The sequence below is a fragment of the Larkinella humicola genome (assembly GCF_008727875.1).
In the GTDB taxonomy this organism is placed as follows: Bacteria; Bacteroidota; Bacteroidia; order Cytophagales; family Spirosomataceae; genus Larkinella; species Larkinella humicola.
Map to the genome: position 1 here is coordinate 815,600 of NZ_VTWS01000001.1, position 24,531 is coordinate 840,130.

Consider the following 24,531-nt stretch of genomic DNA (forward strand, 5'->3'; position numbering starts at 1 on the left):
AAACCATCACCTACAAATGTGGGTCTAATGTTATGTGAAGCTTGCAAAGATAGGTTTTTCTCCTATATTTGTAATCAAACAGCTTATTTGTAATCAATTTGCCAAGTTCTGCGTTTTAGCAATATAATCGGTCCCTAGAACCTTTTATCAAACAACACCATGAAAGTGCTTCATACCTTCAAATACCTGAGTTTACTGGCCGTGGTTGGCTTCTGGGGCTGTAGCTCCTCGAAACAGACCGCCCAGAATGCGGGTGAATTTGATGATCTCTACGGGTCTTCCTCCGATGCGGCCGTCATTTCATCGCCCCAAAAAGAGAAACGATTGGCGAGTCGCCAATCGACGCAACGGTTTAATAACGGTACGTTAAATTCCGATCCGGAGTATTACAACGAACAAACAGCTTCTCAGTATTCCGATGATGAGTATTACAGCGAGGTTTCGGCGCGGAAGGTGACCCGGGGTATTTCGGCTGATCCAGGCTGGAATTCTGATGCTGATTACACCAACGGCTTTGCCAACGGTTACAATACCGCCATGATGAATTCAAGCTGGAACCGCTGGGGTTGGAACAGTCCTTTCTACGGTGGGTTGAGCCTGGGTATTGGCATGGGTATGATGTCTCCCTGGGGTTTCAACCGTTTTTACAGCCCGTTCTATAGTCCATTCGGTTACAGCCCATTTGGCTACGGTGGCGGTTATGCCTACAGCCCGTTCGGTTACGGCGGGGGTTTCTACGATTCATTCTACTCACCGTACGGCTACGGATACAACAGCTTCTACAGCCCGTACTCGTATGGCTACGGCGGTTACGGACGTAATGTGGTCGTTGTAAACAACTATAACAACATTGGAGCCAGCCGCAATGCGACGTATGGTGCTCGTGGTGGGTCAAGCCGCGACCGTTACAACGGTGATTTTGTCAACACGCCCCGGAGTTATAACAGCAACAACGGCGGCCGTCGGTCCGGTGAGCTGAACTCAGCGAACAACAATACGTATTATAGCCGTCCGAACACGACGGGTTCTTCCACGAGTGGCAGCTACGGAGCGGGTCGTACCAATAGCCGGGGAAGTGATTATTACTATGGAGGCTCGAACACCGGTGGCCGGGCCAGCGCTACTAATGCTCCGACGCCGAGCTACAGTGCTCCCAGCAACTCGGACTATTACGCAGCTCCTCGTTCCAACAGCCGGGGAAGTTACACGCCTTCTCCTTCGTCTTCGGTCAACAGCGGATCGCGGTATAGTGCGCCCCAACAAAGCTATCAATCCCCAACAGCACCAACCCGGAGCTACCAGTCCGCTCCGACGCGGTCTTATGAGGCTCCTACCCAACGCAGCTACAGCCCTCCTTCCCAGCCAAGTTACAGCGCTCCGTCGTACAACGGTGGTAGCCGGGGTGGCAGCAGTGGCGGATCGAGCGGTGGTGGTGGCTACTCAGGCGGTGGCGGATCACGGGGTCCCCGGTAATTCTGAACTCATTCCGCACGCTTAGCCGTGGTAATAGAAAATAAAAAGCCCGTCGATGGTACATTCGACGGGCTTTTTCGTTGTATAATCGTATCGAAATGGAATGCAAATGCAACCCTCAGGTGTTTTTTAGGGTTGTTTTTAAACCAAACGACTCTACAACGCATCTATAGTTGAAAAGTCGTATTTCATACAAGTCCGGAACCTGGTTTTCACTTTTAGCACACAACCTTTATGAAAAATAGTATCTGCATCGTGGGCTTGCTCCTGTACGCAGGCACAGCCTGGAGCCAGGCTGATATTTACGCTGGCGACGCGTTTCGGTATTCAGAACTAACCCAAACCGGAACCGCCCGGATGCGCGGTTTGGGCGGCAATCATGTCAGCATTGGTGGTGATGCCAGCTCGACCTTCGGCAATCCGGCTGGTCTGGGTTTCTACAATCGCTCCGAAATCACGTTTAGCCCGTCGTTCAACATCCTGAATGCCCAGTCGACCTACATCGGCACGCAAACTACTAATACCAAAACGACGCCCAACATCAGTCAGTTTGGGGTGGTATTGGCTGGCAACAAGCAAAATGAAAACCGGCGGTGGCGCCGGACGGCCCTGGGAATTACATACAATCGTCAGGTCAGTTTGAGCAACAGTTTTGAATTTCAGGCGCGTAACAACCGCAGTTCCATTGTCGATTCCTACATCGTCGATGCCAACAACCGGAACCTGACCGGTACGCAGATCAACAACCAATATGACGGTAATACGAACGAAGCCAACTTTGCCTCTGCGGCTGCGTATCAGCTTTTTTTGATCAATGGGACCCCTTCTTCCACCAATCCCAACGAGTCCGGCCCACCGTATTTTCGCTACGACGCCACTGCGCCGACCCAGCAACTGAACACGTTTACCTCGTCGGGAGCTAATTCGCAGTGGACAATCGGATACGCCGGAAATCTGGACGATAAATTATACATCGGAGCCTCCCTTGGTCTTAGTCGGCTGCGGTATGATTTCGAAAATGTGTATCGTGAAACCGTCATCGGCGGTGCCGTATTGGACAATTACAGCCAGATTGACAATTTCTCCGTTACCGGAAACGGCATTAATTTCTCATTGGGGCTTATCTACAAGCCGGATCGCAACCTGCAACTGGGAGCCTCGCTGACCACGCCAACTTTCACCAGCGTCAAAGAATCGTTCGAGCAAACGCTTCGGGCCGTCGCCAGAGATCCCAACCTGCCCCTCGACCGGAATGAAGTTTTTGTAACACCCAATAATTTTGATTACTCACTGACCACACCATTCCGGGCATCCGGTGGACTGACCTACTTCCTGGGTTCGGGAAAAATCGGGTTCATCACGGCAACCGCTGACTACGTAGGGTATTCGGGCATGCGCGTTACCACCAACGTCTACGATGCGCAGGACAACAATGCCTTTAAGAACGATGTCAAAAGAGAGGTTCAGAACACGTACCAGAATGTGGTAAATCTACGGGCCGGTGCCGAAATTCGGGCGGGTTTGCTGCGAATCCGGGGCGGTGTGGCCTATCTGCCCGACCCTTACAAGGAACAGTTGAATAACATCGACCGCAGTCGGTTATTGGTATCCGGAGGTCTTGGTTTTCGGACAGACCGTTTCTTTTTGGATGGCAGCGCCAGCTATAATACGTTTAAATCGGCCTATACGCCGTATACCTTACCCAACACCTCGGATTTTGCATCCGCTCAAATCGACTCCAAGTTGACGACAATTACCCTGACAGCCGGGGTATTTTTCTGAGATCACGTACCTGTTCATGCAAAGAGCTTCCCGGTTTCGGGAAGCTCTTTGCATGTAATTACACGTTCGAATTTTAAGTATTTCCCGTTAGTATGCGTTTTTTAACAAGCCAATTAATCACAACCAGAACAATTTTAGCCCGCTTGAGTTAAGTAGTATAATTAGCCTTACTGAGTAGCTGGTGCGAAGAATAGGAATGGGGCAACTGGCTACAAATCTAAGTATTCAATCACCTTACTTTTCTTATGTGCCTTTTGAAAAAGCCTTTTACTACCCCTTGTGAAACGGATCTGATTGAAGGTCTTAAAATGCACAGCCGCATTGCTTTCAGCGAACTTTACGACCGGTATGCGGCTACGCTACTCGGTGTAATTACCAAAATCGTTAAGAACGAAACAGAAGCAGAAGATTTGTTGCAGGATACCTTCGTCAAAGTGTGGAAAAACATCCATCGGCACGATCCAGCCAAAGGGCGACTTTTCACCTGGCTTCTCAACGTTACCCGAAACACCGCCTTAGATTACCTGCGGGCCAACAAAAAAGCTCCGCAAGTTGAAATTCCACTGGATGGCTATTTACCGGGTATGAGCGCAACGCTGAATAATGTGGGTTACATCGGATTCAGTGATGCAGTAAACACGACCCTCGATCCCAAGCATTGGCAAATTATTGAACTCGTCTACTTTCAGGGCTACACCCAGCAGGAAGTTTCCGAACACCTTAATCTACCTCTGGGAACAGTAAAAACCTGGACCCGCATCGCCCTCATTCAGCTTCGGCAGACGTTTCGGCGGGACCAGTTCGCGTTTCAGTAAGTTAAAGGTTTACTCCGTCGTTTTCCTGAAGCTGCAACGCTGGCTTTTTCGCCATCTCCTTCAGCTCTGCCAGTTTCTTCTTCCCATAAGCCACCCGGGTAATGGTTACAAACAGAACCGGCACCACGAAAATAGCCAGTGACGTGGCAGCTAACATCCCTCCGAAAACCGTCCACCCAATGGTTTTCCGCGCTACGGCACCGGCCCCACTGGCAAACACCAACGGTAATACACCCAGAATAAACGCCAGCGATGTCATAATAATGGGACGAAGCCGCAGCTTGACGGCGTCAAGCGTTGCCTCCAGTAAATCCACTCCCTTGTCGACACGCTCCTTCGCAAACTCCACAATCAGAATGGCGTTTTTGGCCGCCAGACCAATCAGGGTAATCAACCCAATTTGGGCATACACGTTGTTACTCAGGTATGGAATCAGGGTCAGAGTCAGAATGGCACCGAAAGCCCCAATGGGAACCGACAAGAGGACCGCGAAGGGAACCGACCAGCTTTCATAGAGCGCAGCCAAAAACAAAAACACAAAGAGAATCGACAAACCGAATATATACACCGTACTGGAGCCCGAACTGATTTCTTCGCGACTCAGACCGGAAAAGTCATAGCCATAGCCAGCGGGAAGAACTTTGTCGGCCACCTCGCGCAGTGCATCGATGGCCTGCCCACTGCTGTAGCCCGGTTTTGGACTTCCGTTGATTTCGACGGAGCGGAACAGGTTGTAGTGCGAAATCAGGGGCGCATTTTCAATGACCTCAGTTTTGATGACCGTACTGAGTGGCACCATGGCTCCGGCACGATTGCGGACGAAATACCGGTTCAGTTGTTGAATATCAGCGCGGTAGGCCGTATCCGCCTGCGCCACCACCCGGAATTTCCGGCCATAAACGATGAAGTCGTTGACGTAAACACTTCCCAGGTAGGTCTGCATGGTCGTGTAAACTTCACTGACGTTAATACCCAGTTTCTTGCATTTTTCCCGGTCCACATCCACCCGGAAAGCCGGTGTTTTGGACGTAAAGTAGGTAAAAGCCCGGGCGATTTCCGGTCGATTGTTCACTTCCGCAACAAACGTCTGTACCACTTTATCAAACGCCCGAACGTCGTCTGTACTTTCGCGCTGCTCGATTTCAAACGTAAAACCGGCGGTTTGTCCAAGACCGGGAATGGCCGGGGGCGGAATAACGACGACACTGGCTTCTTTAATGCTAGACAGGGCTCGTTGCAGTTTCACCACCACCGAGTCGATCTGGACCGATTTGTCTTTCCGTTCATCCCAGGGTTTTAACTGGGTAAAAACCGTTCCACTGTTCGATTTACTGGAAAACGTGACGGCATTCAAACCACCCAGCGCGGAAAAGTGAGCGACATACGGCTGTTGTTTCAAAATGCCCATCACCCGGTTCAGCACGTCCAGACTACGGGTGGTGGAAGCGGCCTCCGGAATTTCGTAGGTAATGATCACGCGCCCTTCGTCCTCCGTCGGGATAAAACCGGTCGGTTTGCTTTTGAAGAGGAAACCGGTTCCAACAAACAGGCAGGCCAACAGGACCAGCACCAGTGGTGATACTTTGATCAGCCGGTTGACGCCCCCGCCATACGCACTGCTCGTGCGGTCGAACCACTTGTTAAACCGGAAGAAAAACCAGTTCAGTCCCTTCGATTTCTCGTTCATCTCCGTGGGTTTCAGCATCAGCGCGCACAAGGCCGGCGTTAGTGAAAGAGCGACAAAAGCGGAGATCAGTACCGAAACTGCAATCGTAATGGCAAACTGCTGGTACAATCGCCCCACGATTCCGGGTATGAATCCAACCGGCACAAACACCGCAGCCAGAATGAGAGCAATGGCCACAACCGGTCCCGAAATGTCCCGCATGGCCTTTCGGGTGGCTTCTTTGGCCGATATTTTTTCTGTATCAATGTAGTGCTGCACGGCCTCGACCACCACAATGGCATCATCCACCACAATCCCGATGGCCAGAACGAAGCCAAACATCGTCAGGGTGTTGATCGTGAAACCAAGCGGAATAAAAAAGGCGAAGGTCCCCAGAATCGAAACCGGGATGGCCAACACCGGAATCAGGGTTGCCCGCCAGTTTTGCAGGAACAGAAAGACCACAATCGTAACCAGAACCAGCGCTTCCACCAGCGTCTTGACCACTTCATCGACGGAAACCTGCACCACCGAAACCGACTCGAAAGGCACCACGTAATCGATGTCTTTGGGGAACGATTTCTTCAGTTCATCCATAGCGGCATACACACCCTTGGCCGTGGAAAGGGCGTTGCTGCCGGGCAATTGGTAGAGCAAGAGGTAAGCCGCCCGGTTGCCGTCGACGAAGGAATTGCTGACGTAACTGAACTTCCCTAACTGAACGCGGGCTACATCTTTCAGGTAGACGATAGAGCCGGTTTCGGGCTTGCTGCGCACGACGATATTCCGAAAATCTTCTTCTTTGCTGAGTCGGCTGTTCGTAAAAACCGTATATTCAAACGCCTGTGACGATTGCTGGGGCGGGGCACCAACGGACCCGGCCGCCACCTGAAGGTTTTGCTCCTGCAAAGCCGCCACCACATCGCCGGGCGTCATGCCCAACTGCGCAATTTTGTCCGGTTGCAGCCAGATTCGCATACTAAAGTCATCTGCGCGGGAAAAAATATCGCCGACGCCTTCCACCCGCAGCAGCGCATCCCGAATAAAAATATTGGCGTAGTTATCCAGAAAAGAAACGCCGTGGGTTTTGTTGGGCGAGTAGATTGCTACCAGCATGAACAAACTCGGATTCCGCTTGCGAACAGTCAAGCCAAGCCGCGTTACTTCCGAAGGCAATTGCGGCTGGGCAATGCCAACCCGGTTTTGGACGTCGAGCGCGGCAATGTTCACATCCGTTCCGACGTCGAACGTTACGTTCATCGTCATCCGGCCGTCACTGGTGCTGTTGCTTTGCAGATACAACATGTTGGGCGTTCCGTTGACCTGCGTTTCGATGGGAGTCGCCACAGTTTGTTCCACCGTCTGGGCATCGGCACCGGTGTAGGTTCCCGTCACCTGCACCACCGGAGGGGTAATGTCCGGGTATTGCCCAACCGGAAGTTCCAGAATAGCCAATATTCCCAATAAGACAATGACAATGGAAATAACGATGGCCATCACAGGCCGGTTGATGAACGTATTGGCAAACATGTTTAAAGCTGATTAACGGGTTTGACCGGGTGTTGTAGATGCCGACGCGGGGGCCTGCGCAACGGCAGCAGAATCACCCACGACTTTGACAACCGCCCCTTCCCGCAGTTTCTGAATTCCTTCTGTCACAATTTTATCACCTGCACGAATTCCGTCTTTGACAACGATGTTGGCTCCAATGCGGTTGCCCAGCGAAACTTTCCGTTGAGACACCTTGCTGCTGTCGCCGACCACATACACAAAATACTCGCTCATCTGCTCCGTCACCGCTTTATACGGTATCAATAGCCGCTGGCCCGAGTCACTGTTCAGAACCCGGAGGTTGCCGTTCATGCCCGATTTGAGTAGTTTCTGTTTGTTGGCGAAAAACAAACGCACTTTCAAGGTTCCGGTCTGCGGATCAATGGCCCGGTCGATGATTCCGATTTTCCCCGCAGCCTGATACGGAGTTCCGTCGGGTAGCACAAAAACGAAGGTTGAGTCGGTCACGTTCCTGTTTTGAAAACGCACGAAACGGGCAATGTCGGTTTCATCGACCGAAATATCGACGGCAATCGGATCATCGGACGAAATGGTGTTCAGCAGGGTTTGCCCCGGCGAAACGGCGGCTCCCAGTTTCACCTGCGAAATGCCGATGGTTCCGGTCAGGGGTGCTTTGATAGTCGAATAATTCAGGTTGGTAGAAACCCGCGAGACATTGGCCCGGGCAGCCGCCACCTGCATTTTAGCCGATTCGAGGGATGCTTCCGCATTGTCGACCACCTGCCGGGCAATAGCGTCTTGTTTTGCCAACGTGTTGTAGCGATCCGCATCTTTCTGCGCCCGGTTCAGGTTGGCCAAAGCCACATTGACGTTGGCAACAGCTTCATCATAATTGGCCTGGTATTGCTGTTTGTCGATTTCGTAGAGTTTCTGCCCCCGCGTAACGACCTGCCCTTCCGTGAAGAAAACACCGGTAATGTACCCCGTAATTTGCGGATAGATTTCCACCTGGTTGAGCGGGGTTACCGTTGCCGGATACTCGTCGTAATACGTGGCGGTTCCCTGACTGGCGACGGCTACAGCAACGGCTGTTGGCGGAGGTGGCCCCTGCTGGGCTTGTTTTTTATCGCCCCCGCAGGCCGTCAAAAAAACCAGCAAAACAACGGGTATGGAAAACGGGAGTAAGCGCCTGTTCATTCGAAATGATAGATAAAGACTGCGTTTCATAGTTTCTGATTACTAATTCGGCACCGTGCCCAAGGCCCGCTGAACATCCAATTTACTGACCAATACCTGATACAGGGCATTGAAATACGTCAGTTGGGTGGTTCGCAGATCATTCTGGGCGATGATTACATCCAGATAAGCCCGCACCCCCGAACGGTATTGCAACTGAATGACCCGGTAGACGTCGTTGGCCAGATCGAGGTTTTCCTGCAATGCCCGGTAAGTGGCCAGATTACCCTTGTAATTCGCCATCGCCTGCCGGTATTCCGTGGTGACGGTGTTCGAGAGATTCGTCAGATCCCATTGGGAACGCTGAAGTTGCAATTCGGCAATCCGGGTTTCCTGAACGCGTCGCCCACCCTGGTAAATCGGCAGGGCAATGGTGAGTCCAATGAGCGAATTCGGAAAGTTCCGGCTGTATAATTGGGCAAACTCGCTATTCTGAAACACAAAATTGTAGTTGGCCGAGGCCGAAACCGACGGCAGATAGGCCCAACGGTTATACCTTACGTTGGCCTTCAGCAACTCCTGCTGGGTTCGCAGCAATTGAAACTCGATTCGGCTTTCGGGTTTGATGAGTTGGGTCGTATCGATATAGACTTCATTAGCGAGTTGCAGGGTATCGTAGGTCACTTTCAGCTCGCCGTTGGGGGGATAACCCATCAACTGCTTCAGGAGCTGGGCTTTGCCACCGATTTGCTCCTGCGCCTGTTTCCGCTGCGCCCGCGAATTGTTCAGGGCAATGGCCGCCCGTTTGTAGTCCGTCCGATCCACCAGACCGCTCTTGTACTGATTCGTGGCGTCCTGCAAACTCCGCTCCAGCCGGACGATGACACCGTCCAGAATGTCCACCTGCTTTTGGGTCAGGATCAGATCGTAAAAAGCTTTGCTGACGTTGACCGTTACATCGATCTTGTTATTGACCAGATTCTGGCGGGCCTGATCGCGGTAGGTATCGGCGGTGCGGCTGGCGAGCAACACATCCCGGTTAAAGATGTTCTGGCTGAGGGAAAACTGGATGTTCGAGAGATTGGCAACGCCCGTCGTGACTGGAATTCGTTCGGGAGATGTGGGGTTGCTGAAATTCGGAAAAAGCGAAACGGGTAATTTGAGATAACGTTGCAGGCTGTAATTCCCCGAAATCTGCGGCAACCAGCTCGATAATGCACTGCGAATCGTTCGTTCGGCAATCAACTGGTCAATTTCCGATTGCTTGATAACGGGCTGGTGCTGAAGGGCATACTGGATGCAGCTTTCCAGTGTAGCCTGTTGTAACGTAGAATCGGTGGATGGTTGCGAATACGAAAGATAAAACCCAAAACTAAGCAGGCAGGCAATCAAGTACTTTTTCGCTACAATCATAGGGATATACGGCGCAATTCACCTTTTAAAACCGCACTGGGGCAGTGCAAACTGTATAGAATACACATTGACGGTTTTAAATGGTTCCTGGAACTGGAAAAGATTATTGAACCGCCCGTTGCCTGTTAAGTTTATAAATACCCTTCAATCTGCTTGCTCAGCTCTTCTACCGCGGTTTCTCCGGGAACAATTAAATCAGCCTGTGTATAATAAATCCGGCGGTCGTTGTATTTCTGACGCAAATTTTCGAGTAGTGTAGGGTCCTGTCGATTGAAAAGCGGCCGGTCGTCCTGAGCGTGACGCAGCATGCGGTCGAGCAGGTGTTCCGGCGAAACATCCAGAAAAATACTGAATCCATTCGCCTTGATAAACGCCATGTTCTCGTGAAAACAGGGCATTCCGCCCCCCGTTGCCACCACCAGACGGCTGTTGGGTTGAATCGTGTGTAAAACCCGGCTTTCGACTTCCCGAAAATAGGACTCACCGTCGCTCTGGAAAATAGCGTTGATACTCCGTCCGTTTTCCGCCCGAACAATCAGTTTATCCGTGTCAACGAACCGATAGGCCAAATGCCGGGCCAGCCGTTTTCCGAGGGTGCTTTTTCCCGACGACGGCATTCCGACCAAAAAGATGTTCTTCATGTACTACGCCCTGCCAGGCAATCACTTAGTTTTTAGTCAACAGCGCAAGTGCTTCCTCGGGAGTCGGCGTATCGGAATGGTGCCACTTGCCCTTCACCACCCCGCCACTAATCAGCCACAAACCGGGGTTGGAGCGGACGATGGTTTTCAAAACCGTTGCATCGGCTTTATAAACCGGGACAGAAAGCTGGTATTCGTGCCGGAAATCGTTGATTTCCTTGTCGCTCACCGATGTCAGAATCATCGGCATCACGTTTTTGTCCTCAACGCCTTTCATCAGTTTCCGGATGGCGGGCATATCGCCAATGCTCAGATCGTCCAGTTCCCGGATAATCAGCATGAGTTTAGTGCCTTCAAAGGTGGACTGTGTAAAGTCGCCTTCGTCGTTCCAGACCCGGTAATCGGTGATTTTGGGCTTAGCCGATTCGTTCAACAAAACCATTTCTTTGAATTTATAGGTCGTGTCGGTGGGGTATTTTTCAAGCTCCACTTCTTTGCCGTCTTTCTCCATTTTATACGAAAACCGCAACGGTTCCGAGGGTTGCATCTGGGTCGGAATGCTTTTCCCGACGGCGTATGGCAGCAAATCGAGTGGGGGCAAATGCTGAATGGCGAAGACACCAATCCCGATTGAAACCACGGTGGCCATTCCAACCAGAAATCCGGTGGGCGTGTTGCGGAAGACCTTCCGTTGCCAGAGAATGACCAGAATCAGCACCAGCAGGAAAATGTCTTTGCTGAACGAGGTCCACGGTTTTAGCTTGATGGCATCACCAAAACACCCGCAATCGGTTACTTTATTGAAATAGGCTGAATAAAAGGTCAGAAAGGTAAAAAACACGATCAGGGCCAGGAGCACCCAGGAGGTCTGCTTTATCCGGTAAGACAGCAGCAGGGCTACCCCCAGCACCACTTCGGCGGCACAGAAAATGACCGACAAAATGAGCGTGAAAGGAATCAGACCGTGAAAAAAGCCCGCCAGCGACGGCACATCCAGGGCAAAAACTTCGAAATATTCGGTGAATTTAATCTGGGTACCAACCGGGTCGTTAATCTTGATGAGGCCAGAAAAAATGAAGATGGCTCCCACAATGAAACGGGCGGTTTGGGCCAGAATACGCTGCCAGAGTGCGGTTTTTCGGACGGGTGTGGCCCGGACTTTACTGGTGTTCATCGAGGTACAGAGGTTTCTACTACTTCTAATTTTATCAAACAAAAGACGGCATAATTGATCATGTCCATGTAGTTTGCATCGACGCCTTCCGAAATCAGGGTTTGTCCCTGGTTGTCTTCAATTTGCTTCGTGCGAAGCAGTTTCATCAGGATAATATCGGTCATCGAACTGACCCGCATCTCCCGCCAGGCCTCACCGTAATCGTGATTTTTGGCAAACAGCAACGCCATAACATTACTCACCTGCCGGTCGTACAAGGCCATCAGTTCGTCTACCGGAACTTCCATCTGATCACTGTCGGCCAGTTCCAGTTGAATCAGCGCCATGACGCAGTAGTTGATGATGCCCATAAATTCCGGGATCACCCCTTCCGCGACGCGCTGCGTCTGAAGTTCCTGTAAGGTACGAATCCGTTGCGCTTTGATGTAAATCTGGTCTGTGATAGAGGGCAGCCGCAGAATGCGCCAGGCCGTACCGTAGTCTTTATTCTTTTTCTGGAAAACCTCTTTGCAGAGTTGAATGACTTGCCGATATTGAGCTTCGGTTTGCAACATACGTTGGAATCTTCAGTTATCAGTCTTCAGTAGCCATTCGATTTCTGCAGTTGACTGAAGAAAGGCAACCGATGACTACCCACTAATTTCATGCCGAAAGTTAAGAAAAAAACACTCAATCTTCGGGGAAATGTTCTGGACCTGACCACGCCGGTGGTCATGGGAATCCTGAACAGCAACGCCGATTCGTTCTACGCCGGTAGCCGTATTCATTCTGTCGATCAGGCGATTGAGCGGGCGGGTATCATGCGTTCCGAAGGAGCTTCCCTGCTCGATATTGGGGGGTATTCGACCCGGCCGGGTGCGGCAGATATTAGTGAAGAGGAAGAAATAAACCGGGTTTTACCCATCATCGAAGCCCTGATTCGGCATTTTCCGGACGTCCGGATTTCGATCGATACGTTCCGTTCCTCCGTGGCACGGCAGGCTGTTGAAGCCGGTGCAGTACTGGTCAACGATGTTTCGGGCGGCACCCTGGACCCACGTATGTTCGAAACCGTCGCTGGACTGGATGTTCCTTATATCCTGATGCACATGCGCGGAACCCCGCAGACGATGACCCGGCACACGGTTTACAACGATCTGGTGCCGGATGTCCTGTTCGAGTTGCAGCAACAGTTGGCAACGCTGCGTTCCCTGGGGCAAAAAGAGGTGTTGATCGATCCCGGTTTTGGATTTGCCAAAACACCCCGGCAGAACTTCCAGCTTCTGAACCAGTTAGAAGCGTTTCAGACGTTCGACACGCCGGTGCTGGTTGGATTGTCACGCAAATCGACCATCTGGCGAACCCTGAACATTCAGCCCGAGGATGCGTTGAATGGAACAACGGTTTTGAATACCCTGGCCCTGATCAAAGGAGCCGACATTTTACGGGTCCATGACGTAAGGGAAGCAGTGGAAGCCATTACGCTGGTTACAAACTGTCAGTCGGCCTGATTGCAGCAACCGCTTCTTCCCACTAAAAAACAGATGCGCTAGTATGAAAATTGGTTTTCTCGATATCGAATGGTTTGATGTGCTGGACGTTCTGTTGCTGGCCTTCCTGCTCTATCAGATTTATTTTTTGGTCAAAGGCACGATTGCAAGCCGGATTTTTCTGGGCTATCTGCTTGTCTATCTGCTTTATCTGGTGGCGAAGGCCATCGGTCTGGAGTTGCTGACCACCATTTTGGGGTATTTCATCAGCGTGGGGGCACTGGCGTTAATCATCATTTTTCAGCAGGAAATCCGGCGGTTTCTGCTCATCATCGGCAAATCCACCAACATCGCCAACAGCCGGTTTGTGATGCGGTGGTTTCGCCAGCCTTCGGTAACCGAACCCACAACGCCCCTGAAACCGATCATCGATGCCTGCAAATCCATGTCGTCGGAATTTACCGGCGGGCTGATCGTGATTGCCAAAAATGACGATCTGGAAAAATTCATACAAACCGGCGACGGACTCGATGCGTTGGTTTCGAAGCGGCTTCTGCTTTCCATTGCCGGGCAGTACAGCCCGCTACGCGACGGAGCCGTCGTCATTTCCGAAGACCGGATTCGGGCCGCCCGCTGTATTTTACCCATCTCTGAAAACGACGAAATTCCGACGACAACGGGTTTTCGCCACCGGGCCGCCCTCGGCATCAGCGAAGTGACGGATGCCGCAGCCATTGCCGTCTCCGAAGAAACCGGTCGCATATCACTGGCCATCGACGGCGAATTATACCCTAACATTGCATCCGCCGAACTGGAGGAAAAACTCCAGCAGTATTTGATCGACCTCAACCGCATCAAACGAAGGGAGAACGGAAAAGACGCTTCGGTGGAATAATTAAATGTTACTGATATTTCTATTTAATTAACTACCAATCAACCAAATACAACATACGAATACATAAAAAACCGCTAGCTAACTTTGGCTATTTAATTGGGTGCTTCCGCATACAATTGTAAATCCGGAAACGTAAACTGCATCGTAAATACGACGACTTTAATCATCAACTGCAGCTTATGTTAACTCAAATTGAATATAACCAGCTCCCACTACCCAAGAAAGCGGATTTTCTCTGGCGTCATGGTCACCACTTGATGAATCGTTTTTCTCCTCCTTTTACGGTCAGTTTGTACGCCGTAGGCGATTTTTTCGTTGAAGCCTATTTCAGCGAGAGCCCGTATTACGAAGGCAATCATGAACTCCAGCAGGTATTCTCGCTTCGCAGCCAGAACCGTCGCAAATCGAGGAGCCAGCACCCTTTTGAACCCTATTCAGATCAAATCGATCTGCATCAGTTAATTCGGGGCTGACTGGTTGGCGTCGATCCGTTGTTTTGGGCAGTGCCCCAGCCAGTTTTTCCGTAGACTAAAATAAATACCCGTGCGGTTAGTGTAAAGCTTCCCCAGGTCACTGGCCATCATAACAGTGGCCTGAGCACGTTCCAGCCAGGTAACCGGAAAGCTAACCGAAATCAGGGACGAAAACTGACGGGCTCGTTCAGGAAATGGCTGGCTGTATGTTCCATAATTATCACTCAACGACCCTTTTAACTGAAAAATATAAGTCGACCGGAAGCTACCCACCAGCCCCAGGTGCATCACCCGAACGCGGTTGTTGTTCGTAAAGAAAAGGAGTTGTTCTTTGTAGGAACGCGGCAGGTCCGGCTTAGCATCCACAGCGGGTGTTATGAAAGGCGTTCCGATGGTTCGTCCACCATACGACCAGCCGTCGATGTACTGACCGTGATTGAAGTAATTATCTGAACCCCGTTTTTTATTTTCTGTACTGAACACAGAGCCCCCCTGGCTTTTCGTAAACAAAAATTCAACTACAGCCGTCTGAATTTGCCAGTTTTGGGTTGGCGGTTTTTTATTCCGAAAGCGCACTCCGTTGAGACCGTCGGCCAGGTTGGTCAAATAATAGAGCGAACCATCTTCGTAGATGCTCTGGCGATAAAACAGCAGCGTAAACGATTTCCGGATGATTTCCAGGCCCACGTCGACGGTGCCGAGGTGATTTCCTACCCGGTTTCCCCGGTCGTTTTTACTGTATTCGGTAGTATCGACAGCATCGCCTTTGGCTGCCAGCGAAAGGCCGGTAATGGCATTCAGATAATTGGTAAAACCGGTGGGGAATCGCCCGTTTTTGATCACATCGTCCCCGGTAATTACCGTACTTCGACCAGCCCATTGAACCTGATGATTCAGCCCGCCATAGAACCGGACCGGCCAGTCCGGTTTACCAATTCGACCATAAAGTGCTTTTTGATGGAGATACGAATGCGTCACCGGTCCCTGGTTGTCAAACCAGCCGTGGGCATACACCCCCCGGAACGCAATGAGACCTTTGGTAAAACCGATGGGTGTATAATCCGCCAGCGAAACCTGGATCTTGGGCATCGGCAGAGCATTTCCCGACCAACTATACGATCCCGAACCGACAGCCGTGGAATCCGCCAGCCCAATGATTTCCCGACGCCGTCCGACAAGGAGTTCAAAAGCGCCCCATTTTCCTTTCACATATGCTTCGGGAACCAGCAGGACCGACTTGGCCGCTATGGTACTAACTCCTTCAAAACCGTATCCCCAACCCATTTTGTTGTTTTTGCCAACATACCCGGCCTGGATTCCGGCGCGTGCTGTCAGGAAAGGTGCAGTGTTTGGAACCGTACCGAATTGGTTGGTACGGAGCCAGAATGGTGTTTGATGCGAGGAACTGGCGGATGCCGCCAGCTCGGCAAAAAATCGGATGGGTGGATTTCTGATAACGGTTTTCAGCCCCAAAGAGTCCTGGCTAAAAACCGTTGGAATACAAATAAAAAGACTTAACGTGATCAGAAAAAATATCCTCATACAGCATCGTGAAAAATAAACCCACCGGTTTACTTTAGACGCTGTTTCGATTCAGAAGTAATCGTTATCGGACAAACATTCTCAAATAAATATAAAAAAACCATTTCCGGCCTTGCCGCGCCCGCAAGGAAGCCTGCAAAACCGGAAATGGTTTCCGATTGGGGACGTATTTCTTTTATTTCGTTGGTGCTTTGCCCGCGGCTACTTCCGCCAGCGAATCGGCACCTACCAGTTTCTTATACAGGGTCAACGCCTGCGCAACGACCTGATCCATGTTGTAATAGCGGTACGTTCCCAGACGTCCTACAAAATAGACATTCGATTGTTGATCAGCCAGTTGCTTGTATTTCCGGTAGAGTTCTGCATTTTCCGGCATCGGTACCGGGTAATACGGATCGCCCTCCGACTGGGGGTATTCGAAGGTAATGCTGGTTTTGGTGGGGTGTTCCTGGCCTGTCAAATGCTTGTACTCCGTGATGCGGGTATAGGCGTTGTCGTTCGGGTAGTTGACCACGGCCACCGGTTGGTGCCACTCTTCGTTGAGGGTTTTGTGCTCAAAATGGAGCGAACGATACGGGAGTTTACCGAAACAATGGTCGAAATATTCGTCAACCGGGCCGGTGTAAATCAACTGATCGTATGACAAACTGTCTTTAACGTCTTTAAAATCCGTCCCCAGCATCAGTGTGATATTCGGATGGTCGACCATCTTTTCGAACATCTTCGTAAAACCGTGCAGCGGCATCGACTGAAATTCATCCGAGAAATACCGGTCGTCCTGATTGGTCCGGGTCGGAATCCGGGACGTCACGGACTTGTCGAGTTCGGAGGGGTAAACACCCCACTGCTTTTTGGTATAGAACTTGAAAAACTTTTCGTACAGATCACGTCCTACCTGGCTCACCACTACATCTTCCGACGTTTTGATGTCATCGACCGGCTCTCCAACGGTTTTGAAGTATTCGCTGAGTTCTTCCGACGTAAAATTCTTGCCGTAAAGTTTATTGACGGTATCCAGGTTGATTGGAATGGGCAGCAACTGGCCCTCGACCGAAGCCAGAACCCGGTGTTCATACGGACGCCATTCCGTGAAATTAGACAGATACCCAAACACTTCCGGCGAGTTGGTGTGGAAAATATGCGGGCCGTAGAGGTGGATTAAAATACCGTCTTCATTGTAATAATCGTAGGCATTCCCGCCGATATGAGGGCGTTTATCGAGTACCAGAACTTTCTTTCCGGACTGGCTGGCCAGGCGTTCGGCCAACACACTACCGGCATATCCGGCTCCAACAATTGCAAAATCGTAATGCTGCATAAACAGACAAAAAGGGTGTTTTTTTCGTGGTTAAAAGTAGTGATTTTTCTCCAATCGACCGTTGCAGGACGATTTTCCTTATTTAACGTACCAAATACTTGCGCCGAACTTCGTTGATGAGAAACTTTTTCTGGGTAGTAAAGCTCTCCGGGTGCTGTTGTTCAAACTCCGTTTTCCAGGTCGTATACCGCATAGGCTCCTGCTGTTTGAATCGGTTTTCGTCGATTTTCTTGCTGGTCAGGTATTCCTCAAAAGTCATGGTGGAGATGAAAGCGGTTAGAAATGAGATGGTAGCAAAAACCAGGTAGACTGACAATTTGGCGCACATCGGTGCGTACCGGGAATTGGTACAGGGTTTGAAAGTTGCATTTACAACTAAATTTAGTCTAGCCATGATAATACAACGCATAACCGATACCGGATCAGCGTCGATCCCCGGAGGTGTCACCGACCAGGATGCTCCGCTGCTCGATGCCTACTCCAACACGGTAGTAAATGTAGCAAAAAAAGTCAGTCAGTCGGTGGTTCAAATCAAAGTAAGCGGCCGCACCAAGGAAGGGCCACCACCCGCCCGGGGGCGCAGTCAACCGGATGGGGGGACGGGGTCGGGATTCATCATCTCATCAGATGGCTACGTCATCACCAACAACCATGTGGTGGCCGGGGCGTCCAAAATTGAGGTGGCCCTGCCCGACGGCCGGGATTTTGAAGCCACCCTGATCGGCCGCGATCCGGCCACCGACATTGCAGTCATCAAAATTTACGGCGAGGGACTCAAAGCCATTCGCTTTGCCGATTCCAACCTGGTACAGGTGGGGCAAATTGCTATTGCGGTCGGTAATCCGTACGGTTTTCAGTATTCGGTTACGGCCGGGGTTGTGAGCGCGCTGGGCCGAACGCTCCGCTCGGAATCCGGTCGGCTAATCGATGATGTGATTCAGACCGACGCGGCCCTGAATCCGGGCAATTCGGGCGGTCCGCTGGTCAATTCGCAGGGCGATGTCATCGGCGTCAATACCGCCGTAATTCTGCCCGCGCAGGGAATCTGTTTTGCGGTTTCGTCCAATCTGGCTGCCCTGGTAGCCGGGAAACTGATCATGCACGGGCGGGTGCGTCGCGGGTACCTCGGCATTTCCGGTCAGCTCATCAACCTAACCGAACGCATTAAACAATACAACCATCTGAATGCCAAAACCGGGGTGATTGTAGTGAGCACCGAAGCGGACGGCGTTTCGTACAACAGCGAATTGCAGCAGGGCGATATCATTGTCGAATTCAACCGGCAGGCCGTTGCCTCCGTCGATGATCTGCACAAATTACTGACCGAAGAAACGATTGGACAGCGCATTTCGATGGCGGTTTTGCGGGAAAATTTTCGTCAGAGCATTGTGGTAATTCCGGGCGAAATCAAGTAATGTTTTCATCAAAAAACCGGTCCGGAATCCTGACCAGCGACAAAGCTCAACAGGATTCCGGACCGGTTTTTGACGATGGGCTATTTCTTTTTAAGTTGCTCGAAAACGTGAACGCCTTTTTTATTACCCACGGCGATGTCCGGCAATCGGTCACCGTTCATATCTTCCACGACAACGTGTAGACCTGCGCCGGAATTGTTGTCAATCTCGTGTGGAATCCAGGAGGGGTTTTTACCGGGTTTGAACTCAAACCAGTACAAAACCGCCGGTTCTTCCCGGCCCGGATCATTGTCCGTTTTATTGTGGGCATAATACCGTTTCCCAGTTACCAGATCGGGCTTTTTGTCACCATTCATATCGACCAGCGCCAGGTTGTGCGTCTGGGAAATCGTCTTATGAATCTCATGCGTCGTCCAGGTGGGATTTCCTTCTCCATCTTTCCCCTGTTCGTGCCACCAGATGCCGTATTTATGAGCCGATGAACTGATGACATCGTTCAAACCATCGCCGTTCACGTCCGTGATGTACATCTGGGCGCACTCTTCTCCCAGTTTGGCGGGATGGAACGTCCAGTTGGAGCGTTTCGGATCGGTCTGTCCTTCCCACCAGCCCGTATGGATCACAACATCCATCTTTTTATCGCCATTGACATCGCCAAAACCCAGCCCGTGGGTGTACATGTGCGTACCGGGCGTGTTTTCACCCTTACTGATGACAAACCGTTCCCATTCATCCGAGAAATTATTGTCGGGTGAGCGCAGCCAGATGATTTCCTTGGCCGTTGGGTCGTTGCAAATGATGTCGGCCCGGCCATTGCCATCGACATCCACAAACAGGGGCGATTCGTTGCCCACCGAGGAGTGGATGGGATGAACCTTCCAGAAACCGGGCTGGTTTTTCGGATTTTCGTGCCAAACTGCCGATTTACCGGGAAAATCGATCCGAATCATGTCCACCCAGCCGTCTTTATTGACATCCAGTGCGAAGTTTAGAAAAGAGTTGCTATAACCTGTGCTGTACGAGAATTTTTCCGGCTTGGCTAGTTCGTGGGGTGTCCAGTTGGGGGCTTCAAACCAGTACGCACCGGCCATGACATCCTTTTTTCCATCTTTGTTGACATCTCCGATGGTGGCGCCCTCGGCAATGAAATCGCTGGTCAGCACACTTTTTTTGAACTGAAGCTCGGTTCCTTTCTGGGCATGGCCGGTTAGAATGCCCAGCGCCAGACAACTGGTCAGAAGCCAGCTATTCCGGGTAAACGACGCCGTGGTAATCGCTATACTCATCATTTTATATCGCGGTTGAAATACGATGCTCTACTACCGTAGTAAACAAACAAGCGGTTTTTTGTTCAATTCTACTCAGTTTCTTCGCCGGGCCAGCAACTCCTTCCTCTGTGGCATTCAGTCCAAACCTGTTGAAAGGTGCCTCCTACTTTTCATTGAAAAAAATCTCCAAACCGTCTTTGCCGGCAACGACAATGTCTAAACGGCCGGTGCCGCGCAGGTCGGCGAGAGCGAAGTAAATACCGGTTCCTTTGCCTTTGCCCGGCTGACCGTAGGCAATGGTATGCTTTATAAATTCCTTGCCGTTCCAGGTGAAGTAGTAAAGTCCTACGTCATCGTAAGCACCGGCATCCCCGTCGTTATGAGCGCGGTAGCGTTTGCCGGTAATGAGTTCCGGTTTTTTATCACCGTCGAGATCAGCCCACTCCAGAACGTGGTATTGCGATGCTTTTTCGTCGATGCTGTGCTTTTTCCAACCGCGTTTGCCACCTTCCAGCGTTTGTTCGTACCAGTGCAAGCCGTAGCCATGCGCCTGTCCCACAATCAGATCGTTGCGTTTATCGCCGTTGACATCGACCACAAGAATCGGAACGGAGGCCTGTTTGCCCAGATCAAATTCAGGATGGAGCGTCCAGGGGCCTTTTTCTCGGTCGGCGGGGGCTTCGAGCCAGCCTTTACTCACGATAAAATCGCTGCGACCATCGCCGTTTACATCACCCAGACCCAGGCCATGATCCTGCGTCGGGGCCACGTCGACCTGCTTAAACGTGCCTCCTTTTTCCAGTTTGAAATATTTCAGTGGATGCTTCGGATTGTTGGGAACGATTTCGATGACACCATCGCCGTCGACATCCCAGGCGCGGGTGGTTTCCACATTGCCGACTTTGCCGATGTCGTGAACCGCCCATAAATCCTTTTTACCAATACCGGGGTTTTCGAGCCATTTCAGATTCTCACCAAACCAGCCGCCGGTTACAATGTCGGCATTGCCGTCGCCATTGACATCCAGCGGAATGGTCGAAAAGTCATCATAATATTGGTCGAACCGTTTCTGGTTACCAATCAAATACCGTTTGCGAAAAAGTGCCTTCGGATCAGCGGAGTTCTCATACCAGAAATCCCCCGAAACCAAATCCGGTCGACCATCCTTATTGATATCGACGACACCAACGGTTTCGTAGCTTTCGGCCGCCACAAAATAGCGGCTAAACTGAATCTCTTTGGGATCGGTTGCCAGTGAAACCCAACCTGCCAGGGCAATGGAAACAACACTTATCTTCATGCCTGCAAGTTTATAAATAATCTTGGTTTGTTACTCAACCCATAAAACCAATCCTTTCAAATAACCGCCTTCCGGGTGAAATAAATTGACCGGATGGTCGGCGGGTTGGCTCAAATGGTGCAAAACCCGCACCTGCCGCCCGGCCTCGATGGCAGCCGCCACCACGGTATTGTAGAACAGTTCCCGGTCAATGACCTGCGAACACGAAAATGTGAAAAGAATCCCACCCTTTGCCACCCGGCGCAACCCCTCGGCATTCAGCCGCTTGTAGCCCTGGACGGCCCGATGCCGCGCCGACAAACTCTTGGCGTAGGCAGGCGGGTCCAACACGACCACATCGTACTGATCGTCGTGGGCGTGGAGGTATTTCATTACGTCATCCGCATACGCTTCGTGCCGGTTTGCTACATCGGTTTCGCCAAAATTCAGGCTTACGTTGCGGTTGGTCAGGTCAATGGCTTTCTGGGAAGCATCGACGGAATGCACCAGCGTTGCCCCGGCCTTCAGCGCATACACGGAAAAACCGCCCGAATAACAGAAGGCGTTCAACACCTTTTTTCCGGCGGAATAATGCGCCAGCAATTTCCGGTTGTCGCGCTGATCGAGGAAAAAACCGGTTTTTTGACCGGTGATCCAATCAACCAGAAACCGATGGCCGTTTTCCATCACCTCATGCGGCACGTCCGCCCGGCCAAACCGGTAGGCATTCTGAATGGTGGCCGCATAGTCGTCGGGCAACGTTTCGGCACTTTTGTCATATACGGCCAGGAGTTGCTCTCCAAACACATTTTTCAGTGCTTCCGTAATCAGGTTTCGCTCGCGGTGCATCCCGATGGAGTGGGCCTGCAAAACCGCTACTCCGTTGTAGATGTCAATGATCAGACCCGTACAACCGTCCCCCTCGCCATGAACCAGCCGGTAACAATTGGTATCCGGCGGCAAAATGGCCGTTCGGATGCTTCGAATGGCGGCCAATTTGGCTGTCCAATACGCGACATCGGGAATAACGGGCTGAAAAGAGAAAATTCGGACCAGAATGCTTCCATTGTGAAAATGGCCGGTCGCCAGGTAAGTCCCTTTTTTATCCAGCACTTCCACCACATCGCCGTCCTGGGGTTCGCCTTCGGTCCGGACCACGGCTCCGGAAAACACCCAGGGATGAAACCGCCGGATGGCTTCCTCACGCCCGGGACGCAGGTATATTTTGGGTAAATTCATTTTTGTTGACTCGTTGAACGGGCGAAACTACAAAATTCACGGCCCATTGGCATTACGTCCCGGCGCACTTTCATCTGTACCGGCCCAGAGAATCAGACTTACTCTTCCGGACGAACGGTAAACAGGCGTTTCCACCAGCTCTGTTTTTCTGCGACTTCTTCTTTCCCGTCGACCACCGCTGCGGCATCCCTTGCCAGAGTGTCCAGATCGGGCTGTCCGGCATCCACCCAGCAGGTATACCAGAAATCACCGACCATTTTAACCGACGCCCGCATCTGCCGCTCCACCTGTCCGCGCAGTCGTTCGTGGTATTTTTGGGAAAAATCGTCAGCGTATACCTTCACGGTTTGGCCGTTGCGCTCCTCAAAACCGTATTTCCGGGTTTCGCCTACCTGGTCGGTGAGTTCTTTTTCAAACCGCAAGACCGAGTCCAGCGCGGCATGGGCGTCGAAAACCGCCCGCCAGGCCGCTTTCTGGGGTGAGGTCACATAGGTGGCCGAACCGGTAAAAAAGTCATATTCCGTGCTGAACAATTCCGGCAGTCTCGATTCCCAGAAACCGTGAATACCCTGCTGCCCTGACAGTTGGCCGTTGTAGTTGCGGGTGGTATGCAGCGGCACATTCGCATCGGCAATGTAATGGCCCAGGTCGGCCGAAATTTTCAGGATGCGTTTCGCATCCTGGGACTTAAAAGCTTCGGTCAGTTGAAATTTGGCCAGTTGAATATGCCACGGCACAATTCCGTGCAGGGCCAGGGTATCTTCTCCATAGCGTTCGGCTGCCTGCTTCCACGAACGCGGCAAAGTCGCCTTCGTGGTGTCCAGATACGCATCCAGGTCAATGAAATGCCGGGGCGCTTCCCCTGCGACGGCATACCGCCTTTTGTCGGGATTGACGGCATTCTCGGTCAGGTAGTCGATGTGCTTTTTATAAAAGCCCAGCATCTCCGGCGGTAAGGTGAACACCGCCAGCCGGTTAATGCGTTTGTGGGCGTAAAACCCCCACTGCGGTTTTCCAGCCGGCCGTGAATAGGCGACCGTTGCGAAAAAAAACAACAGAAATACTTGATTCGAAATATTTATACGATACCTTTGTTCAAACATAGCACTTTAACAAGAAAAGTTTCTACTTTATTTATAAAAGACTGTGTTGTTCAGAATAATATTTGGAATAACATCAATTTCACAATCATCATGAAACGCAAATCCATTGGCTACAGCCTAATTCTTTTCTTCTTCGGAGTTTTTGGCCTTGTTATCTACGGTGCCTACTCACCTGCCAGAAAAGCCCAAAAACAGCAAATTGTCTGCTTTAAATTCAAAGAAGGCACTAAAAATGAAGCGATTGAGCAACATATGCGTGAGTTTGCCGCTTTAAAGCATGAAATTCCTCAGATCATTTCTTACACCTCCGGGAAGACTTTAAATGGGGTTAGCGGCAGTTCTTCCGAGTATGATGTGATGCACTACCTCACTTTTCAGAGCGAAGCTGATATTGAGACGTTCAACAAGAGCCAAAAGCAACAGGAGTTCGTAAAAAATAATCGGGCCAGTTGGGACAAGGTATTCACCATCAACTCGGATATCCGCCAGTAAACCCTCCTGAATTGCTCTGTTGAAGCAAGATTAATTTGCATAGTTTCTCGTAAATCCCTACTTTTGCGGATATTTCTGAGAAACTGTATACTGTACTAATAAGCAATGGCAAATCATAAGTCGGCATTGAAGCGGGTCCGGGCAAACGAAAAGAAACGTTTGTTGAACCGTTTCCAACACAAAACGACCCGTTCAATGATCAAGCGTTTGCGGCTGACAACCGACAAGGTGGCTGCAACTGAATTGTATACAACGGTGTCATCGCTGCTGGACAAACTGGCAAAGCGGAATATTATTCACAAAAACAAAGCGTCTAACAACAAGTCGAAACTGGCGAAACTCGTCAACGGACTGGCTGTTGCTGCTTAATTAATCCGTATCGCTAA

Annotated in this window: 22 protein-coding genes; 9 read left to right on the forward strand and 13 right to left on the reverse strand. The window is 51.0% G+C overall.

What is annotated here, in order from left to right; translation table 11 throughout:
* Positions 1-159: 159 nt before the first annotated feature.
* The 3 genes from F0P93_RS03445 to F0P93_RS03455 all read left to right on the forward strand — a co-directional run bounded on the left by F0P93_RS03445 (position 160) and on the right by F0P93_RS03455 (position 4,070).
* A complete protein-coding gene (locus F0P93_RS03445; protein ID WP_150874943.1) occupies positions 160-1,473 on the forward strand; it encodes a pilus assembly protein in 1,314 nt (437 codons plus the stop codon).
* Positions 1,474-1,707: 234 nt separating this feature from the next.
* Entirely contained in the window at positions 1,708-3,255 is a 1,548-nt protein-coding gene (locus tag F0P93_RS03450) for a hypothetical protein (protein WP_150874944.1), read from the forward strand.
* 308 nt (positions 3,256-3,563) lie between these two features.
* Complete coding sequence (locus tag F0P93_RS03455) at positions 3,564-4,070, forward strand: RNA polymerase sigma factor (RefSeq protein WP_225309359.1); 507 nt, start codon at positions 3,564-3,566, stop codon at positions 4,068-4,070.
* 1 nt (position 4,071) lies between these two features.
* Here the strand turns inward: F0P93_RS03455 and F0P93_RS03460 are convergent, their stop codons facing one another.
* The 6 genes from F0P93_RS03460 to F0P93_RS03485 form a co-directional block, all read right to left on the reverse strand.
* Entirely contained in the window at positions 4,072-7,266 is a 3,195-nt protein-coding gene (locus F0P93_RS03460) for an efflux RND transporter permease subunit (RefSeq protein ID WP_150874946.1), read from the reverse strand.
* Between the two features lie 12 nt (positions 7,267-7,278).
* A complete protein-coding gene (locus F0P93_RS03465; protein ID WP_150874947.1) occupies positions 7,279-8,445 on the reverse strand; it encodes an efflux RND transporter periplasmic adaptor subunit in 1,167 nt (388 codons plus the stop codon).
* Positions 8,446-8,487: 42 nt separating this feature from the next.
* On the reverse strand, positions 8,488-9,837 hold the full coding sequence (locus tag F0P93_RS03470) for a TolC family protein (RefSeq protein WP_150874948.1): 1,350 nt from the start codon (positions 9,835-9,837) through the stop codon (positions 8,488-8,490).
* Between the two features lie 131 nt (positions 9,838-9,968).
* Positions 9,969-10,478, reverse strand: a complete 510-nt coding sequence (locus F0P93_RS03475; RefSeq protein ID WP_150874949.1) for a shikimate kinase — start codon at positions 10,476-10,478, stop codon at positions 9,969-9,971.
* A gap of 25 nt (positions 10,479-10,503) precedes the next feature.
* Complete coding sequence (locus F0P93_RS03480; protein WP_150874950.1) at positions 10,504-11,652, reverse strand: BT_3928 family protein; 1,149 nt, start codon at positions 11,650-11,652, stop codon at positions 10,504-10,506.
* A complete protein-coding gene (locus F0P93_RS03485) occupies positions 11,649-12,206 on the reverse strand; it encodes a DUF1599 domain-containing protein (RefSeq protein WP_150874951.1) in 558 nt (185 codons plus the stop codon). Before F0P93_RS03485 ends, F0P93_RS03480 begins: the two co-directional genes overlap by 4 nt.
* 90 nt (positions 12,207-12,296) lie before the next feature.
* Here F0P93_RS03485 and folP point away from each other — a divergent pair, with 90 nt between their 5' ends.
* The 3 genes from folP to F0P93_RS03500 all read left to right on the forward strand — a co-directional run bounded on the left by folP (position 12,297) and on the right by F0P93_RS03500 (position 14,489).
* Complete coding sequence (gene folP / locus F0P93_RS03490; RefSeq protein ID WP_150874952.1) at positions 12,297-13,142, forward strand: dihydropteroate synthase; 846 nt, start codon at positions 12,297-12,299, stop codon at positions 13,140-13,142.
* A 43-nt stretch (positions 13,143-13,185) separates the two neighbouring features.
* Positions 13,186-14,016 (forward strand): diadenylate cyclase CdaA, encoded by an 831-nt coding sequence (gene cdaA / locus F0P93_RS03495; RefSeq protein ID WP_150874953.1) that lies wholly within the window; start codon positions 13,186-13,188, stop codon positions 14,014-14,016.
* Positions 14,017-14,195: 179 nt separating this feature from the next.
* Complete coding sequence (locus tag F0P93_RS03500) at positions 14,196-14,489, forward strand: hypothetical protein (protein ID WP_150874954.1); 294 nt, start codon at positions 14,196-14,198, stop codon at positions 14,487-14,489.
* Here F0P93_RS03500 and F0P93_RS03505 read toward each other — a convergent pair.
* The 3 genes from F0P93_RS03505 to F0P93_RS31425 all read right to left on the reverse strand — a co-directional run bounded on the left by F0P93_RS03505 (position 14,475) and on the right by F0P93_RS31425 (position 17,608).
* The gene (locus F0P93_RS03505) at positions 14,475-16,031 is read right to left on the reverse strand and encodes a capsule assembly Wzi family protein (protein WP_150874955.1); all 1,557 of its coding nucleotides are present in this window, start codon (positions 16,029-16,031) and stop codon (positions 14,475-14,477) included. The genes F0P93_RS03500 and F0P93_RS03505 overlap by 15 nt on opposite strands.
* 175 nt (positions 16,032-16,206) lie before the next feature.
* On the reverse strand, positions 16,207-17,349 hold the full coding sequence (gene glf / locus F0P93_RS03510) for a UDP-galactopyranose mutase (RefSeq protein ID WP_150874956.1): 1,143 nt from the start codon (positions 17,347-17,349) through the stop codon (positions 16,207-16,209).
* Between the two features lie 82 nt (positions 17,350-17,431).
* Positions 17,432-17,608, reverse strand: a complete 177-nt coding sequence (locus F0P93_RS31425) for a hypothetical protein (protein WP_191908717.1) — start codon at positions 17,606-17,608, stop codon at positions 17,432-17,434.
* A 133-nt stretch (positions 17,609-17,741) separates the two neighbouring features.
* On the opposite strand from F0P93_RS31425, the gene F0P93_RS03515 reads away from it, so the two are divergent.
* Positions 17,742-18,764 carry a S1C family serine protease gene (locus tag F0P93_RS03515; RefSeq protein WP_150874957.1) on the forward strand — a complete coding sequence of 341 codons (1,023 nt, stop codon included), beginning with the start codon at positions 17,742-17,744 and terminating at the stop codon, positions 18,762-18,764.
* Positions 18,765-18,844: 80 nt separating this feature from the next.
* Here the strand turns inward: F0P93_RS03515 and F0P93_RS03520 are convergent, their stop codons facing one another.
* The 4 genes from F0P93_RS03520 to F0P93_RS03535 all read right to left on the reverse strand — a co-directional run bounded on the left by F0P93_RS03520 (position 18,845) and on the right by F0P93_RS03535 (position 23,605).
* Positions 18,845-20,053, reverse strand: coding sequence for an FG-GAP repeat domain-containing protein (locus F0P93_RS03520; RefSeq protein WP_225309360.1), 1,209 nt, complete (start codon positions 20,051-20,053; stop codon positions 18,845-18,847).
* A 142-nt stretch (positions 20,054-20,195) separates the two neighbouring features.
* Positions 20,196-21,332, reverse strand: a complete 1,137-nt coding sequence (locus F0P93_RS03525; RefSeq protein WP_150874958.1) for an FG-GAP repeat domain-containing protein — start codon at positions 21,330-21,332, stop codon at positions 20,196-20,198.
* Between the two features lie 30 nt (positions 21,333-21,362).
* On the reverse strand, positions 21,363-22,550 hold the full coding sequence (locus F0P93_RS03530) for a class I SAM-dependent rRNA methyltransferase (protein ID WP_150874959.1): 1,188 nt from the start codon (positions 22,548-22,550) through the stop codon (positions 21,363-21,365).
* 98 nt (positions 22,551-22,648) lie between these two features.
* Complete coding sequence (locus F0P93_RS03535) at positions 22,649-23,605, reverse strand: zinc dependent phospholipase C family protein (protein ID WP_225309361.1); 957 nt, start codon at positions 23,603-23,605, stop codon at positions 22,649-22,651.
* Positions 23,606-23,743: 138 nt separating this feature from the next.
* On the opposite strand from F0P93_RS03535, the gene F0P93_RS03540 reads away from it, so the two are divergent.
* A complete protein-coding gene (locus F0P93_RS03540; protein ID WP_150874961.1) occupies positions 23,744-24,145 on the forward strand; it encodes a Dabb family protein in 402 nt (133 codons plus the stop codon).
* A gap of 105 nt (positions 24,146-24,250) precedes the next feature.
* Positions 24,251-24,514 (forward strand): 30S ribosomal protein S20, encoded by a 264-nt coding sequence (rpsT, locus tag F0P93_RS03545; protein WP_150874962.1) that lies wholly within the window; start codon positions 24,251-24,253, stop codon positions 24,512-24,514.
* Positions 24,515-24,531: the final 17 nt, after the last annotated feature.